16 protein-coding genes are annotated in these 15,549 nt (G+C 70.4%); 8 read left to right on the top strand and 8 right to left on the bottom strand.

Annotated features, from left to right (window positions below):
- Window positions 1–196: 196 nt before the first annotated feature.
- The 8 genes from ACFY8O_RS25390 to ACFY8O_RS25425 all read right to left on the bottom strand — a co-directional run bounded on the left by ACFY8O_RS25390 (window position 197) and on the right by ACFY8O_RS25425 (window position 6,668).
- Complete coding sequence (locus ACFY8O_RS25390) at window positions 197–1,594, bottom strand: 8-oxoguanine deaminase (RefSeq protein ID WP_387906051.1); 1,398 nt, start codon at window positions 1,592–1,594, stop codon at window positions 197–199.
- Window positions 1,595–1,639: 45 nt separating this feature from the next.
- Window positions 1,640–3,040: a nucleobase:cation symporter-2 family protein gene (locus ACFY8O_RS25395; protein WP_387906054.1), complete on the bottom strand. Its 1,401-nt coding sequence runs from the start codon at window positions 3,038–3,040 to the stop codon at window positions 1,640–1,642.
- 64 nt (window positions 3,041–3,104) lie between these two features.
- Window positions 3,105–4,028, bottom strand: a complete 924-nt coding sequence (gene pucL, locus ACFY8O_RS25400; protein ID WP_145809833.1) for a factor-independent urate hydroxylase — start codon at window positions 4,026–4,028, stop codon at window positions 3,105–3,107.
- Window positions 4,029–4,036: 8 nt separating this feature from the next.
- Window positions 4,037–4,429: a hydroxyisourate hydrolase gene (uraH, locus tag ACFY8O_RS25405; RefSeq protein WP_167526239.1), complete on the bottom strand. Its 393-nt coding sequence runs from the start codon at window positions 4,427–4,429 to the stop codon at window positions 4,037–4,039.
- A gap of 5 nt (window positions 4,430–4,434) precedes the next feature.
- Window positions 4,435–4,956, bottom strand: coding sequence for a 2-oxo-4-hydroxy-4-carboxy-5-ureidoimidazoline decarboxylase (uraD, locus tag ACFY8O_RS25410; protein WP_387906058.1), 522 nt, complete (start codon window positions 4,954–4,956; stop codon window positions 4,435–4,437).
- A gap of 172 nt (window positions 4,957–5,128) precedes the next feature.
- On the bottom strand, window positions 5,129–5,488 hold the full coding sequence (locus tag ACFY8O_RS25415; RefSeq protein WP_145809837.1) for a helix-turn-helix domain-containing protein: 360 nt from the start codon (window positions 5,486–5,488) through the stop codon (window positions 5,129–5,131).
- Window positions 5,485–5,736 (bottom strand): thiamine-binding protein, encoded by a 252-nt coding sequence (locus ACFY8O_RS25420; RefSeq protein ID WP_387906061.1) that lies wholly within the window; start codon window positions 5,734–5,736, stop codon window positions 5,485–5,487. Before ACFY8O_RS25420 ends, ACFY8O_RS25415 begins: the two co-directional genes overlap by 4 nt.
- Before the next feature lie 74 nt (window positions 5,737–5,810).
- On the bottom strand, window positions 5,811–6,668 hold the full coding sequence (locus ACFY8O_RS25425; protein ID WP_387906063.1) for a GntR family transcriptional regulator: 858 nt from the start codon (window positions 6,666–6,668) through the stop codon (window positions 5,811–5,813).
- A 248-nt stretch (window positions 6,669–6,916) separates the two neighbouring features.
- On the opposite strand from ACFY8O_RS25425, the gene ACFY8O_RS25430 reads away from it, so the two are divergent.
- The 8 genes from ACFY8O_RS25430 to ACFY8O_RS25465 form a co-directional block, all read left to right on the top strand.
- On the top strand, window positions 6,917–8,182 hold the full coding sequence (locus ACFY8O_RS25430; RefSeq protein WP_387906064.1) for an extracellular solute-binding protein: 1,266 nt from the start codon (window positions 6,917–6,919) through the stop codon (window positions 8,180–8,182).
- A 41-nt stretch (window positions 8,183–8,223) separates the two neighbouring features.
- Complete coding sequence (locus tag ACFY8O_RS25435) at window positions 8,224–9,192, top strand: carbohydrate ABC transporter permease (RefSeq protein ID WP_387906067.1); 969 nt, start codon at window positions 8,224–8,226, stop codon at window positions 9,190–9,192.
- The gene (locus tag ACFY8O_RS25440; RefSeq protein ID WP_387906070.1) at window positions 9,189–10,028 is read left to right on the top strand and encodes a carbohydrate ABC transporter permease; all 840 of its coding nucleotides are present in this window, start codon (window positions 9,189–9,191) and stop codon (window positions 10,026–10,028) included. Before ACFY8O_RS25435 ends, ACFY8O_RS25440 begins: the two co-directional genes overlap by 4 nt.
- A 65-nt stretch (window positions 10,029–10,093) precedes the next feature.
- The gene (locus ACFY8O_RS25445; protein WP_387906073.1) at window positions 10,094–11,656 is read left to right on the top strand and encodes a beta-N-acetylhexosaminidase; all 1,563 of its coding nucleotides are present in this window, start codon (window positions 10,094–10,096) and stop codon (window positions 11,654–11,656) included.
- Between the two features lie 34 nt (window positions 11,657–11,690).
- Complete coding sequence (locus ACFY8O_RS25450) at window positions 11,691–13,121, top strand: cellulose binding domain-containing protein (protein WP_387906075.1); 1,431 nt, start codon at window positions 11,691–11,693, stop codon at window positions 13,119–13,121.
- A 157-nt stretch (window positions 13,122–13,278) separates the two neighbouring features.
- Complete coding sequence (locus tag ACFY8O_RS25455) at window positions 13,279–14,118, top strand: TIM barrel protein (protein ID WP_387906078.1); 840 nt, start codon at window positions 13,279–13,281, stop codon at window positions 14,116–14,118.
- Window positions 14,119–14,161: 43 nt separating this feature from the next.
- A complete protein-coding gene (locus tag ACFY8O_RS25460) occupies window positions 14,162–15,055 on the top strand; it encodes a 2-hydroxy-3-oxopropionate reductase (RefSeq protein WP_145809852.1) in 894 nt (297 codons plus the stop codon).
- 237 nt (window positions 15,056–15,292) lie between these two features.
- Window positions 15,293–15,549: catalase (locus tag ACFY8O_RS25465; RefSeq protein WP_387906079.1), on the top strand; the 257-nt coding region annotated here is incomplete at its 3' end.

Below are 15,549 nucleotides of genomic sequence, written 5' to 3' on the forward strand. Positions count from 1 at the left end.
GGGTTGGGGGGGGGGGGGGGGGGGGGGTGGTGGTGGTGGGGGGGGGGGGGGGGGGGGGGGCGGGGCGGGCCGGGGGGGGGGGGGGGGCCCCCCCCCCCCCCCCCCCCCCCCGCCACAGGCTGCCGTGAACCCGGGGGTCCACGGCGGCCGGCCGAGGGCCGTCCCCCTCGGCCGGCCTGTCAGGGGGTACGGAGCATCAGGCTCCGGCGGCGATCCGTGCCAGGCGCCGGGCCTCGTCACGGGTCGCCCGGGCGATGGCGTCCTCGTCCACCGTGGTGAGACGGTTGTCCTCGACGACGGTTCTGCCGTTGACGAGCGAGAGCGTGACGGGGGCCGCGGCGCCGAAGACCAGGGCGGTCACCGGGTCGGCGATGGAGGCGTGGGCGAGGGTGTCCAGCTTCCACAGCACCAGGTCGGCGAGCTTGCCCGGCTCCAGGGAGCCGATCTCGTCGGCCCGGCCGAGGACCCTGGCACCGCCGTGGGTGCCCAGGCGCAGGGCCTGACGGGCGTTCAGGGCCTTCTCCCGGTGGGCGCCGAGGCGGTTGATGAGGAGGGCGTTGCGCAGTTCGGTGTGGAGCTCGCCCGACTCGTTGGACGCGGTGCCGTCGACGCCGAGCCCGACCGGGACACCCGCGGCGAGCATGTCGGGGACCCGGGCGATGCCCGCGGCCAGGCGGGCGTTGGAGGAAGGGCAGTGCGCGACGCCGGTGCCGGTGCGGGCGAAGGCGGCGATGTCGGAGTAGTTCATGTGGACGCAGTGCGCCATCCACACGTCGTCGCCGAGCCAGCCGGTCGACTCGAAGTAGTCCGTCGGGCCCATCCCGAACAGTTCCTTGCAGAACTGCTCCTCCTCGACGGTCTCCGAGCCGTGGGTGTGCAGCCGCACGTTGCGGCGCCGGGCCAACTCGGCTCCCTGCCGCATCAGTTCGGTGGACACGGAGAAGGGTGAGCAGGGGGCGACCGCGATCTGCGTCATGGCGCCGAACGAGGTGTCGTGGTGCTCGTCGATGGTCGCCTCGGTGGCGGCGAGGGCGCCGTCGAGGGTCTCCACGGCGAAGTCCGGCGGCAGTCCGCCGTCCTTCTCGCCGCGGTCCATGGAACCGCGGGCGAGGGTGAACCGTACGCCCATGTCCCGTGCTGCGCCGATGATCGCGCCGGACAGGTCGCCGGCGCCCCGGGGGTGGACGTAGTGGTGGTCCATGGCGGTGGTCACCCCGCCGCGGGCCATCATCGCGAGCGATCCCTGCGCTGCCGTGCGGGCCATCTGCTCGTCGATGCGCGCCCAGGTCGGGTACAGGGCGACCAGCCAGTCGAAGAGGTTGTGGTCGGTCGCCAGCCCCCGGGTGATCCACTGGTAGAAGTGGTGGTGGGTGTTGACCAGTCCCGGCGTGGCGAGGTGCCCGGTGCCGTCGACCCGCCGTACGACACCGGTCAGGCCCTCGGGTGCGCTGCCCGCGCCGACGGACTCGATGCGGTTGTCCGCGACGACGACGTACCCCGAGGCGTACTCGGTGTCGTCGGCGTCGACGGTGGCGATCGCGCAGTTCTCGATGACGATGCGCTGGGTGGTCCTTGGATCCGCCGAAGCTGCCATGGCGCTTCCCTCTTCTGTCTCTGGCGATGTGGGCACGGCAGGACCCTAGGAGGATTTGAGTGCCACAGCGTGACGGCTGTGGGTGCCGAGATGATGGAAGAACAGGTTGAGCAGGACCGCGACGAGCGCTCCCGCACTGATCCCGGAGCCGAGCACGGTCTGTGCCCAGGAGGGGAATCCGGCGTAGAAGCCGGGGGCCGCGAGCGGGATGATGCCCGCGCCGAGCGCCACCGCGACGAGGATGATGTTGGAGCTGTCGTCGAGTCCGGCCTCGGCCAGGGTCCGGATGCCGCTCACGGCGATCGAACCGAACAGGACGATGCCGGCACCGCCGAGCACGGGCATGGGGACCAGCGAGACGACCGCCCCGAGCACGGGGAAGGCACCCAGGACCAGCAGGGCGCCGCCCGCCGCGGCGACCACGTACCGGCTGCGCACCTTCGTCAGGGACACCACACCGACGTTCTGCGCGAAGGCGCTGGTCGGGAAGCCGCCGAAGACGGGGCCGAGCAGGGTGGCGATGCCGTCGGTGCGCAGGCCGCGGGTGAGGGTGGCGCCGTCGGTGCGCCGCTCGCAGATCTCACCGAGTGCCAGCATTCCGGCGGAGGACTCCGTCATCAGCACCAGCATCACGATGCACAGGGAGAGGATCGCGGCGGGCTGGAATTCGGGTGCGCCGAAGGCGAAGGGGGTGGGCAGGGCGGCGACGGGCGCGGAGCCGAGGGCGGAGAAGTCGGCGAGCCCGAAGGGCACGGCGGCCAGGGTGCCGGCGAACATGCCCGCGAGCAGGGCTGTCTGCTTGACGAAGCCCCGTCCGAAGCGCTGGATCAGCAGGATGACGACGAGCGTGAAGCCGGCCAGCGCGAGGTACTTCATGGCGCCGAAGTCACCGGCGGTCTCGTCCCCGCCCTGGGCCCAGCCGACCGGTACCGGCATCAGGGTGACCCCGATGAGCGTGATGACCACTCCCGTGACCAGCGGCGGGAAGAAGCGCAGCATCCGCCCGAAGAACGGGCCCACGGCCAGGCAGAACGCTCCGGCGACGATCACCGCCCCGTAGATGGCGGGGAGTTGACGGCCGGGGGCGCTGGTCTCGGCGATGGCCAGCATCGGCGCGATCCCGGCGGAGGACGCGGCGTTGACGAACGGCAGGCGGTTGCCCGCGAAACGCCCTGCCCCGAGGGTCTGGAGGAGGGTCGCGACTCCCGCGATCAGGAGACTCGCGGCGATCAGACGGGTCATGCCGGCCGCGTCGAGACCGACGGCCTGCCCGATGATGAGCGGAGGGGTGACGACGCCCGCGTACATGGCGGCGATGTGCTGGAGTGCGGCGGGTACGAGCCGCGAGGGCTTGAGCTTTTCGTCCACCGGGTGAACTGCCGTCACGGCAGCGGTCGGTGGGGCGGTACATGGGCCTTTCGCCGGCCCCGATGCAGGCTGTGCCATGGTATTTCCCTCCGGGATGACCGGCCCCCGCGCCGCTGGGGGCGGGAGCCGGTTCAGCACCGCGTCAGAGGTTGGTCATGTCGACCGGGATCTTCGGCTCGACACCGTCCCGCAGCACGGTGGCCTCGATGAGGCCGTACGGGCGGTCGGCCGCGAAGTAGACCTCGTTGTCGTTCTTGAGGCCGAAGGGCTCCAGATCCACGAGGAAGTGGTGGTTGTTCGGCAGTGAGAAGCGGATCTCGTCGATCTCGCTGCGGTGGTTGATGATGCGCGAACCCATCTGGTAGAGGGTCTGCTGGAGCGAGAGGGAGTACGTCTCGGCGAAGGCCTGGAGCATGTGCGTGCGCGTCTGCTCGTAGGACTTCTCCCAGTTGGGCATCCGCTGTCCGTCGTCGGTCCAGTTGTAGCGCCACCGGGCGGATACGTCCGTCGCGAGGATGCGGTCGTACGCCTCCTTCAGCGTCGTGTACTTGTCCTTGACGTAACCCCAGAACTCCGAGTTGGTGGAGTTCATGACGGTGAGGTCCTTGAGGCCCGAGATGACCTCCCACTTCTCACCGTCGTAGGTGATCTGGCTGACGCGGGTCTCCTGGCCCTTGCGGACGAAGGAGTGCTGGACCTCGTCGGCTCCGATGAACCTGGAGTTGCCGTCGGAGGTCGCGATGCGCTCCCAGGCGTACTCCTCGATCCTGATCCGGGCCACCTTGATCGGCTCCTGCGAAGTCACGAAGTGCCGGGCGAGGTGGATGCCGAACTGCTCGGCGGATTCGATGCCGTGTTCCTTGGCGAAGGCGAACACCGTGTTCTTCGTGGTGTCGGTCGGCAGGACGTTGGCGTTGGAGCCGGAGTAGTGGACGTCGTCCATGTCGCCGGAGAGGGCGACCGAGACGTTGAGGTCCTTGATGTGGTGGGTGTCGCCGTCCCGCGTGATCCTGACGACGCGGTTCTCTGCTTTGCCGTACTGGTTCTGGCCGAGAATCGTGGGCATGTTGTCTGCTAGCTCCCTCGGTAAACGGAGTAGCCGAACGGGTTGAGCAGCAGCGGTACGTGATAGTGCTCGCCCGGGGTGACGGCGAACGCGATCGCCACCTCCGGGAAGAACGCGCCGCTGTCCCTTACGCGGGGGGCGTCCTGCTGCGCCTCGGCTTGCTTCTGGCTGGTGAAGTACGACTCGGTGTCGAAGACGAGCCGTACGTGGGTGGTGCCCTCCGGCAGTGCCGGCAGGTCCTTGCAGCGCCCGTCCGCGTCGGTCACGGAACCGCCGAGCGCGGCGTAGGCGGCGTCCGCACCGCCGCGTGCGGCGAGGGAGACGCTGACTGCCGCGGCGGGGCGGCCGATGCTGGTGTCCAGGATGTGGGTGGACACCGATGCGGTGGTGTCGGTGCTCAAGACCGTCACGCTCCTTGTTCTGGGGAGTCCTGTACGAGGCGGGTCAGCCGGATGCGGTTGATCTTGCCCAGTTCGGTGCGCACGATCTCGCGCTCCTGCTCGGGCAAGTTCCCGATCCGGGACTTCACCGCGTCGCGCATCTGCTCACCGGTGGCTCCGGTGGCGCAGATCAGGAAGACGTGCCCGAACCGCTCCTGGTAGGCCAGGTTGAGTTCGAGCATCTCGGTCCTGAGTTCCTCGGAGGCCCCGGCCATCCCCCGCTGCTCACGGGCGGAGGCCGGATCTCCGGGCTTCGGGCGGCCGATCGGCGGGTGGCCGGCCATCGCCTCGGCCAGGTCCTCCGCGGAGAGTCCTGCCATGGCGGCGTCACTCGCGGAGAACAGGGCTTCGGTGCTGTCGTACGGCCGGTGGGCGAGAACGAACTTTCCCCACTCCGCACTGGCACACACCTCGTGCAGCGCGGCTGTGGCCTCGCCGGCCGCCAGGGTGTTGAACCGGGCGAGGCCCGGTGTGGAGCTCGAAGTCACGGGAGCCTCCGTGGCTGTTTTTCGCTGTGCGTTGTCGGGCTGCGGATAGCTAACGCCCTTCGCAACACCACGTCAACAGTTTGTTGAAATTCCACGAACAGATGATGCCGCCGCCCGAGTTCCCGGACGACGGCATCGACCCTCTTCGGGTGACAGTTCTACCTTGGCCGTGTTACTCCCTGTTCAAGTAGTTGTAAACAGTGAAGCGACTGACACCGAGGGCTCCGGCCACGGTCTCCACCCCGTGCCGCACGGCGAAGGCACCACGTGCCTCGAGCGACCGCACGACGTCCTGTTTGGTCTTACGGTCCAGGTCGGAGAGCGGCATTCCGTGCCGCCGCTCCATCGCGGCCAGGATGTGGTCGAGCGACTCCGACAGCTGCGGGAGCCGCACCGCTATGACGTCCACACCCTCCCAGGCCAGTACGACGTCGTCGGCCGCCGCCTGTCCGGGACTCAGCAGCTCGGCCCCCATCGCGTCGACGAGCGGCTTCACCGCGGTGACCAGGGGGTGATCGACGGGTTCGGTCACGGGGTGTCATCCCCGATCACGTTGAGCTGGAGGGAGACCCGGGTGGCACCGGAGGCCAGAGCCTTGCGCAGCAGGGAGTCGACCGCGGTCAGCACCTCGTCGGCACCCCCCTCGGCCGTGTTCCCGAAAGGCCCGACGTCCACGGCGTCCAGGTCGGCGGCCTGGATGACCTCACGTGCGACCACCGCGTGGGCGGGTGCCTCGTCGAGATCGAAGGGCTCGGTGGTGAATTCCACCCTCAAGCGCACGGTGCCTCCCTCATGTCCCGCCGCGTCCCTCGGCTCGCGCGGCTCGTCCCGACCCTAAGGCAAGCCGTCCCGCCTCATGGTCCGGCCTGGATGTCCCCACGGGTGGAGGAGGTGATCGGGTCGCCGTGCGCGAAGTCGCCGGGCGGGATTCCCGGGTGATGGCCGTCCCTGACCGGGGCGCTCCCCGGGAGCCCGGTCTCGGCGGCGGCCGGCCCCAGGGCCAGCCGGGAGACGATCCGGTAGCGGTCACCCCGGTAGAGCGAGTGGACGTACTCCACGGGCACCCCGGCGGTGTCGGAGGTCAGACGCTCGAAGAGCAGGGCGGGGGAGAGCTCCGGGACCTCCAGGAGCTGGGCCTCGGCCCGGGTGACGACGGTGGGCTCGATGGCCTGGACCGCCTCTCGCACGTGCACCCCGTGGGTGTGGCGCAGATGCTCGTAGAGATCGCCGTTCTCCAGCTCGTGTGCGGACAGACCGGGGACGAGCGCGGCCCTGATGTGCAGGTGCTCGATCGCCATCGGGGCACCGTCGACCAGGCGCAGCCGTGCGACGTAGACGATCTCCTCGGCGGGCGACATGCGCAGCTTGCGGCCGACGCGGGCGCCGGCCTGGTGGGTGGTGAACTCCAGCAGCCTGCTCGACCACGCCCCGGCGGCCTGAGGCACGCTCAGGGCCAGGTCGGCGGAGATCAGCTCCTGGGTGATCTTCTCCGGGGCGACGAACATGCCGCGGCCGTGCTCGCGGACCAGCAGCCCGGCGGAGACCAGCTCGTCGACGGCCGCCCGCACGGTGGGCCGGGACACTCCGAGCAGGGCGCACAGGGCCCGCTCCGAGGGGATGGCGTCCCCGGGGCTGCGGTCCTCGATCAGTTCGAGGACCGCGTCGCGCGCCCGCTCCCGTTTGAGCACCGTCCCCGGTACGTCGGCTTTCATGCAGGCCCTTTCTGGCGTCCCACTCTCTTTACCAGTTGAGCAACTCAGGGCAACTGGTCAGGGAAAGTGTAGCCATCCAGGCCGGGAAGAACAGCCCTGATTTGCCGACAGATCGCCAATGCCCCTTTTTACAAGAGGGGTTGACGCCCCCATTGGTCTATGCCACCTTCGTCCACCACCAAGAGGTGAGCTGTCCAGTGGGCTTCACTGGTCAGGTGGTCAGGTCTCTGCTCCCGTTGAGGTGAACCGTGAAGTACCGCTTGCTTGCCGGTGTGTCCGCGCTCGTGACGGCCGCCGCTCTCAGTGCCTGCAGTTCCGGTGGTGACGGCGGCGACGAGGCCGGGGGCGTGACCACGGTCGACGTCTGGCTGATGCGCGACAGCGTCTCGGCCGCCTTCCAGAAGGAGTTCACCGAGGGCTTCGAGGCGGCCCACCCGGACATCGACGTCCGGATCCAGATCCAGGAGTGGGACGGCATCGGCCAGAAGATCACCGCCGCCCTGGCGAGCAACGACGCTCCGGACGTGATCGAGGCGGGCAACACGCAGGTGGCGCAGTTCGCCGAGAGCGGTGGGCTGCTGGACCTCACCGACAAGAAGGCCGAGCTGAACGGCGAGGACTGGCTGAAGGGGCTGGCGGAGCCCGGCTCCTACGACGGGAAGCAGTACGGCATCCCGTACTACGCGGCCAACCGGGTCGTGATCTACCGCAAGGACCTCTTCGAGAAGGCGGGGATCGACGCCGCCGGGATCACCACCCGGCAGAAGTGGATCGAGGCCACCACCGCGCTGAACAAGGGCGGCACACAGGGCATCTACCTGCCGGGCCAGCTCTGGTACGCGCTGGCCGGCTTCGTCTGGGACGAGGGCGGGGACCTGGCCACCGAGTGGGGCGGACGGTGGAAGGGTGCGCTGGACACGCCCGAGGCCCTGCGCGGCATGGAGTTCTACGCCCGGCTCCAGGCGCTCGGCAAGGGCCCCAAGGACTCCGACGAGGACGACCCGCCGCAGGCCGAGGTGATGGCCCAGGGGCAGGTGGCCCAGGTCATCTCCACCCCGGGCGGCGCCAACGTGGTCGTCGAGAACAACCCCGGGCTCAAGGGCAAGCTGGGCTTCTTCCCGATCCCCGGGAAGACGGCCGGCGCGCCGGGAGCCGTGTTCACCGGGGGCTCGGACCTGGTGGTGCCCGCGGCGGCCGGCCATCCGGAGGCGGCGGTCACCTTCATCAAGGAGCTCACGGGCGACGCCTGGCAGAAAAAGCTCGCGGTGGCCATGAGCTACGTGCCCAACCGGACCACACTCGCCTCGGCGGTGGCTGCGGACCCGGGCGCCTCGGCGATGGCCGTCGGCGCGGCGAACGGGCACGCGACCCCGAACACCCCGGGCTGGGCGGCGGTCGAGGCCGAGAACCCGGTGAAGGACTACATGACCGCGGTGCTCACCGGCGGTGACGCGGCCGAGGAGGCGGCCAGGGCCTCCGCGGACATCACCCGTGCCATGAACGCCAGTTCCTGACCCTCCCCACCCGATGACCCCCCACCGAGAGGAGGCCCGCCGTGCCGGCCGTCCGTGAACGAACCGCGCCACGCGTCCACCGTCCACCGCACCCACCGCCGGGGCGGCGGCGTGGGCGGCCGTCGCACACCTTCTGGCCGTACGCCCTGATCGCGCCCGCGATCGGCGGGATGCTCTACCTGCTCGTCTACCCGCTGGTGCGGGCCGTGGTGATCTCGCTCCAGGACTTCCGGCTGCGGCAGCTGATCACCGGGGACGCCGAGTTCGTGGGTCTGCGCAACTACCGGACGCTGCTGTCGGATCCGCGCTTCTGGGAGGTGACCGGCCGCACCTTCGCCTTCATGGCCGTCAACGTGGTGCTGATCATGAGCATCTCGACCCTGGTCGCACTGATGACGGAACGGATGGGCCGCTTCGGCCGTACGGTCGTGCTCTGCTCCCTGGTGCTCGCCTGGGCGATGCCGGTCGTCGCGGCCACGACCGTCTTCCAGTGGCTGTTCCACTCGGAGTTCGGCATCGTGAACCAGTCGCTGACCGCGCTCGGCTTCGGTTCCTTCGACCGCTATCCGTGGTTCGCGAACGGTACGGCGGCCTTCGCGATCCTGGTCCTGCTGATCGTCTGGCAGTCCGTGCCGTTCGCCGCGATCACCCTCTACTCCGCCCTGACGACCGTCCCCGCCGAGCTGTACGAGTCGGCGCGGATGGACGGCGCCTCCGCCTCCCGCGTCTTCCGCTCGATCACCTTCCCGATGCTGCGGCCGATCTTCATGCTGGTGCTGTCGCTGGAGGTGATCTGGACCTTCAAGGCGTTCGTCCAGATCTGGGTGATGACCCGGGGCGGCCCGGGTGACGCGACCACGATCCTGCCCGTCTACGCGGTGCAGACGGCGCTCTCCAGCCAGCGCTACGACCTGGGTTCCGCCGCGTCGATGGTGACCGTGGTCCTGATGTCCGGGGTGCTGGTCCTCTACTTCCGCCAGATGTTCCGCCAGGAGGACGACCCGCGATGACTCTGCTCCGTGCCCGTTTCCGGCGGATCCCGCTGAACGCCGCCGCCGTCGTGACGGTCGTGGTCTGCCTGTTCCCGGTGTACTGGATGATCTCCACGGCGTTCAAGCCCTCGCGGGACATCCGGTCCGCCGAACCCCGGCTCGTGCCCTACACCTGGACGCTGGAGCACTTCCGCCGGGCCGTTCAGGCGGACGGCTTCGAACTGTTCTGGCGCAACAGCGTCCTGGTGACGCTGGGAGCCGTGCTGTTGTCCCTCGTGGTGGCGCTCGGCGCCTCGTTCGCGGTCGCCCGTCTGCGCTGGAAGGGGCGGCGGCAGTTCATGCTGCTGGTCTTCGTCGCCCAGATGGCGCCCTGGGAGTCGCTGATCATCCCGATCTACATCATCTCCCGTGACACGGACATGCTCGACCGGCTGCCCACCCTGACCCTCGTCTACTTCATGATCACGCTGCCCTTCACGATCGTGGTGCTGCGGGGCTTCATCGCGACGATCCCGCCCGAGCTGGAGGAGGCCGCCCAGGTGGACGGCTGCACGAGGACCGGTGCGTTCGCGCGGGTGGCGCTGCCCCTGCTGGCCCCGGGCCTGATGGCGACCTCGCTGTTCGGCTTCATCACCGCCTGGAACGAGTTCGCCTACGCCAACTTCCTGATCATCAAGCAGCAGGACAACCGCACCCTGCCGGTCTGGCTCTCGTCCTTCCAGAACACCTTCGGCACCGACTGGGGCGCCACCATGGCCGCCTCGACGCTCTTCGCCCTGCCCGCGCTCGTCATCTTCCTGCTGCTCCAGCGTCATGTGACCTCCGGCTTCGCGGCCGGCGCCGTGAAGGGCTGAGCCCGTCCGGGGCGCCCACCCCACCGTCCCGCCGAACCCGCCCGCGTCCGATCCCGGAGGCCCCCGTGCCCGCATCACGCCCCGAGCTGTCCCTCGTCCCCCTCCCCCGCAAGGTCTCCCCGCGGCCGGGCCGCTTCGTCCTGGACCAGGACACCCGTGTACGCGCCCTGCCGGGGGCGGAGGGGGCGGCCGACCTGCTGCGCACGCTCCTCGGGCCGACGACCGGGCTGCCGCTCCCGCCCTCCGCCGAGGGCCGTGTCGTCCTGGCGCTCGACCCGCAGCTCGGCGGGCTCGGCGACGAGGGATACGGCCTCACCGTCGGCCCGCAGGCCATGCTGCTGCGCGCGGCCCGGCCGGACGGGCTGCTCCGGGGTGTCCAGACCATCCGTCAGCTGCTGCCCGCCGAGGCGCTGTCGGGCGGCGCGCACGGCATCTCCTGGGAGCTGCCCTGCGTCGAGATCAGCGACGTGCCGCGCCATCCCTGGCGCGGCGCGATGCTCGACGTCGCCCGGCACTTCCAGCCCGTCTCCTATCTGCGCCGTTACGTCGACCTCATGGCGCTGCACAAGCTCAACGTCCTCCATCTGCACCTCACGGACGACCAGGGCTGGCGCATGCCGGTCGACGCCTACCCCCGGCTGACCTCGGTCGGGGGGCATCGCGCGCAGTCCCTGTCCGACGGGGTGGCCCACGCCGGGGCGTACACCAGGGACGAGCTGCGTGGCCTGGTCCGCCACGCGGCGGAGCGCGGGGTGAGCGTCGTGCCGGAGATCGAGATGCCCGGACATGTGCGCGCGGCTCTGGCCGCCTACCCCCACCTGGGCAATCACCCCGGGCGGCAGCTCGACGTCTGGACCCGCTGGGGTGTCTGCGACACCGTGCTCGGCGTCCACGAGGAGGTGTTCGACTTCTGCCGGGCCGTGCTGGAGGAGGTCATGGACGTCTTCCCCTCCCCGTACGTCCACATCGGCGGCGACGAGTGCCCCACCGACGAGTGGGAGAGCAGCCCGGCGGCCAGGGAGCGTGCGGCGGCCGAAGGGCTGGCCGGACCCGGGGAGCTGCACGGCTGGTTCATGGGAAGGATGGGCTCGTTCCTGGTGGAGCACGGCCGCCGTCCCACCGGCTGGGCGGAGAGCGGGACCGAGCTGCCCCCCGAGTTCACGGTGATGACCTGGCGGGACCCCTCGCACGCCCGCACCGCCGCGCGGCGCGGTCACCAGGTGGTGACCGCGCACCACCGCGCCACCTACCTCGACTACGCCCAGTCCACCGATCCCGGCGAGCCCTCGTCCCAGCCGGGCCCCCTCGTCCCCCTGCACGCGGTGCACGCCAACGAGCCGGTGCCGGAGGACTGGGCACCCGAGGAGGCCGCCCGCGTCCTGGGCACGCAGGCGCAGTTGTGGACCGAGTACGTGACGACGCCGGACCGGATCGAATACCTCACCTATCCGCGGCTCTGCGCCCTGGCGGACCGTGCCTGGTCCGGCGGGCGCGCCGACTGGTCCGGCTTCGTCGAGCGCCTGCGCCACCACACCACCCGGCTGGACGCCCTGGGCGTCCCCTACCGGCCCCTGACCCCGCGGTCCTTGGCGACCGCGTCCGCAGGTACAGCGCACCCCCCTCGGTAGCCCATCCCCCACCGTTCCGGAGAGGAACATCGCCATGAGGACACTCCGCAGGAGCCGTATCCGCGCGGCGTCGGCCGCCGCCGTCACCCTGGCCCTGGGCTGTACGGCCCTGGCCGCCCTGCCCGCGACGGCCGGTGCCGCGGCGGCCGGCGGGCTCGCCGTCCAGTACCGCACGAGCGCGTCCGGGGCCTCGGCCGACCAGAGCGAGCCATGGCTGAAGGTCCGCAACACGGGCAGCACGAGCGTGCCGCTCGCGGACGTCAAGGTGCGCTACTACTTCAAGGCCGACTCCGCATCGGCCACGTACCGGTTCGCCTGCTCCTGGGCGGTGAAGGGCTGCGCGAACATCACCGGGACGTTCAAGACCCTCCCGAACCCGACGGCCACCGCCGACCGCTACCTGGAGATCGCCTTCACACCGGGCGCGGGCTCCCTCGCCCCGGGTGCGGACACCGGGGACATGCAACTGCGCTTCCACCGCACCGACTGGCAGCCGCTCGGGCAGTCCGACGACTACTCCTTCGGCGCCGAACGCACCACCTACGCCGACTGGCCGCGGATCACCGCGCAGGTGGGCGGTGTCGTCGCCTGGGGTGAGGCGCCCGGCGGCGGGGGCCCGACCGATCCGACCGATCCCCCCACCGACCCGCCGGCCGACGGGCCCACTCTCTTCGACGACTTCAACTACTCCGGCCACGCGGACCCGAGGATCGCGGCCAACGGCTGGAGCGTCCGCTCCAACTCCGGCGGTCCCGGTGTGCCGGGCGCCGTCTGGTCCCCCGAGAAGGTCACCTTCAGCAGCCAGAGCGGCAACTCGGTGATGAACCTGGAGACGTCGACCGCCGGTACGGGCGCCTCGACGGTGCAGACGGAGATCCTCACGAAGTCCATGAAGTTCCGCAACGGCACCTATGCGGCCCGGGTGAAGTTCAGCGACGCCCCGAGGTCGGGACCGGACGGCGACCACCTCGTCCAGACCTTCTTCACGATCAACGACCTCAAGGCCCCGATGGCGGACGACTACGCGGAGTACGACTTCGAGTACCTGCCCAACGGCGGCTGGGGCGAGCCGTCCAGCATCCTGTACACGACGTCGTGGGAGACCTACCGGCCCGACCCCTGGGAGGCGGTCAACCAGCACAGCGAGGCGCGCGTGAGCTACGCCGGCTGGCACGACCTGGTGGTGACCATCGACAACAACGCGATCACGTACTACGTGGACGGGCAGCTCTTCGGCACCCACGGGGCGGCGTACCTCCCCGAGCGGCCGATGTCGATCAACTTCAACCAGTGGCTGATCGACCTGGCCGGCCAGAGCAGCACCACGCCCCGCGCGTACGACCAGCAGGTGGACTACGTCCTGCACGTGAAGGACCAGGTGCTCTCCCCCGCGCAGGTGGCGGCGCTGGTGGGGGACTACCGGGCCGCCGGCACGACCTTCGAGGACACGGTTCCGGCCGTCTGACCAGGCAGGTGTGAGCGCGAGCGGGGTGGAGGGCGGGACGGCCTCCACCCCGCTTCCGCGTGCCCGGAATTCGGGCTGCCTCTTGACAGCCGCAGGGGCCGCCAGGCAATCTTCCGTTAAGCAGAAACTAACTTCCGCAATACGGAAGGAGCGCATGATGGGTTACTCGGACCAGCGCTTCGATGTGAACCTCTCGATCCTCTTCACCGAACTCCCGCTCCTGGCGCGCCCCGCGGCGGCGGCAGCCGCCGGCTTCACCGCGGTCGAGCTCTGGTGGCCCTGGATCGAGACCCCCACCCCCGCGCAGGCCGAGCTCGACGCCCTGAAGAAGGCGCTCGACGACGCGGGCACGCGACTGGTGGGGCTGAACTTCTACGCGGGCGAGCTCCCCGGCCCGGACCGGGGGGCACTCTCGCTGCCCGGCGAGGAGTCGGACCGCTTCCGCGCCAACATCGACGTGGCGGCGGACTTCGCCGCATCGGTCGGCTGCACGGCGCTCAACGCGCTGTACGGCAACCGCGTCGAGGGGGTGGACCCGGCCGTCCAGGACGAACTCGCCCTGGAGAACCTGGTCCTGGCCGCCCGGGCCGCCGACCGGATCGGGGCGGCCCTCCTGATCGAGACGCTCAACGCCACTGAGTCGCCGCGCTATCCGCTGGTCAGCGCACCGGCGGGCGTCGAGGTCGTCGACCGTGTCAACGAGGCGACGGGACTGGGCAACGCCACGTTCCTGCTGGACCTCTACCACCTGTCGATGAACGGCGAGGACCTCGGCCAGGTGATCAAGACGTACGCCGCGAAGACCGGCCACGTCCAGATCGCCGACAACCCGGGGCGGGGCGCACCCGGCACCGGCGACCTCCCCCTGGAGCGGCTCCTCGACGAGCTGACCGAGGCCGGTTACGACGGCTGGGTCGGCCTGGAGTACAAGCCGGGCGACCGGCCGAGCGCCGAGTCGTTCGCCTGGCTGCCCGCCGAACACCGGCCGGCCCGCTGAGGCCCGCCCCCTCCCGCACACACGCTTACCGGAAGGCACCCTCATGAGCAGCACCCTCCCCAAGGTCGCCTGGATCGGGCTCGGCATCATGGGCTCCCCCATGTCCGAGAACCTCGTCAAGGCCGGCTACCAGGTGACGGGTTACACCCTGGAGCAGGACAAGATCGACCGGCTCGTCGCGGCGGGCGGCCAGGGGGCCGCCTCGATCGCGGAGGCGGTCCGCGACGCCGACGTCGTGATCACCATGGTCCCGGCGTCCCCGCAGGTCGAGGCCATCGCCTACGGCCCCGACGGGATCCTGGAGAACGCGCGGCAGGGCACCCTGCTGATCGACATGTCCTCCATCACCCCGCAGACCTCCGTGGACCTCGCCGAGAACGCGAGGGCGAAGGGCATACGCGTGCTGGACGCCCCCGTCTCCGGCGGTGAGGCCGGTGCGATCGAGGCCGTCCTGTCCATCATGGTCGGCGGCGAGCGCGGCGACTTCGACGCGGCGCAGCCCCTGCTCCAGGCGCTCGGAAAGACGATCGTGCTGTGCGGCCCGCACGGTTCGGGCCAGACGGTGAAGGCCGCCAACCAGCTGATCGTCGCGGTCAACATCCAGGCCTGCGCCGAGGCCGTCGTCTTCCTGGAGAAGTCCGGGGTCGACCTGAGCGCCGCGCTCGACGTCCTGAACGGCGGACTCGCCGGCTCGACGGTCCTGACGCGCAAGAAGGACAACTTCCTGAAGCGGGACTTCACCCCGGGCTTCCGGATCGACCTGCACCACAAGGACATGGGCATCGTCACGGACGCCGCCCGCAACGTCGGTGCCGCCCTGCCCGTCGGCGGGGTCGTGGCCCAGCTGGTCGCCTCCCTGCGCGCGCAGGGTGACGGCGGCCTCGACCACTCGGCGCTGCTGCGCTCGGTCGAGCGGCTCTCCGGCTCCCAGGTCTGACGCTCCCGGCTCTTCCCGGGCCCTCGTCCTCCTCCGCCGGCCGAGCCCGGCCCGCTACGGACGAGAGCCCTCACCCCCCGAACTCCGGGTCGCGGCGGCGCTGACACCTGTCCTGTCGCGCCCAGGCGCTGCCGCGGCCCGGAACCCCACCCTCCAATTTCAACAAACTGTTGACGCGTCGAACCCGGCGAATCTACGCTCCTGAGGCCGTCAGCAGCCCCCGTACGGAAGGCCTCCATGTCCCAGCGTGTGCTCACGACCGAGTCAGGCGCCCCGGTCGCCGACAACCAGAACTCCGCCACCGCCGGCGCCGGCGGGCCGATCCTCGTCCAGGACCAGCACCTGCTCGAGAAGCTCGCCCGCTTCAACCGTGAGCGCATCCCGGAGCGCGTCGTCCATGCCCGCGGTTCCGGCGCGTACGGATACTTCGAGGTGACCGACGACGTCACCGGCTTCACCCGCGCCGACTTCCTCTCCGAGGTGGGCCGCCGCAC

It is taken from the genome of Streptomyces argenteolus, assembly GCF_042902585.1.
Classification (GTDB): domain Bacteria; phylum Actinomycetota; class Actinomycetes; order Streptomycetales; family Streptomycetaceae; genus Streptomyces; species Streptomyces argenteolus.

Coding starts and splice junctions, on each gene's coding strand:
- ACFY8O_RS25460 (WP_145809852.1), top strand. CDS start 14,162: ATGAGCAGCACCCTCCCCAAGGTCGCCTGGATCGGGCTCGGCATCATG.
- ACFY8O_RS25440 (WP_387906070.1), top strand. CDS start 9,189: ATGACTCTGCTCCGTGCCCGTTTCCGGCGGATCCCGCTGAACGCCGCC.
- ACFY8O_RS25390 (WP_387906051.1), bottom strand. CDS start 1,594: ATGGCAGCTTCGGCGGATCCAAGGACCACCCAGCGCATCGTCATCGAG.
- ACFY8O_RS25450 (WP_387906075.1), top strand. CDS start 11,691: ATGAGGACACTCCGCAGGAGCCGTATCCGCGCGGCGTCGGCCGCCGCC.
- ACFY8O_RS25395 (WP_387906054.1), bottom strand. CDS start 3,040: ATGGCACAGCCTGCATCGGGGCCGGCGAAAGGCCCATGTACCGCCCCA.
- ACFY8O_RS25425 (WP_387906063.1), bottom strand. CDS start 6,668: ATGAAAGCCGACGTACCGGGGACGGTGCTCAAACGGGAGCGGGCGCGC.
- ACFY8O_RS25455 (WP_387906078.1), top strand. CDS start 13,279: ATGGGTTACTCGGACCAGCGCTTCGATGTGAACCTCTCGATCCTCTTC.
- pucL (WP_145809833.1), bottom strand. CDS start 4,028: ATGCCCACGATTCTCGGCCAGAACCAGTACGGCAAAGCAGAGAACCGC.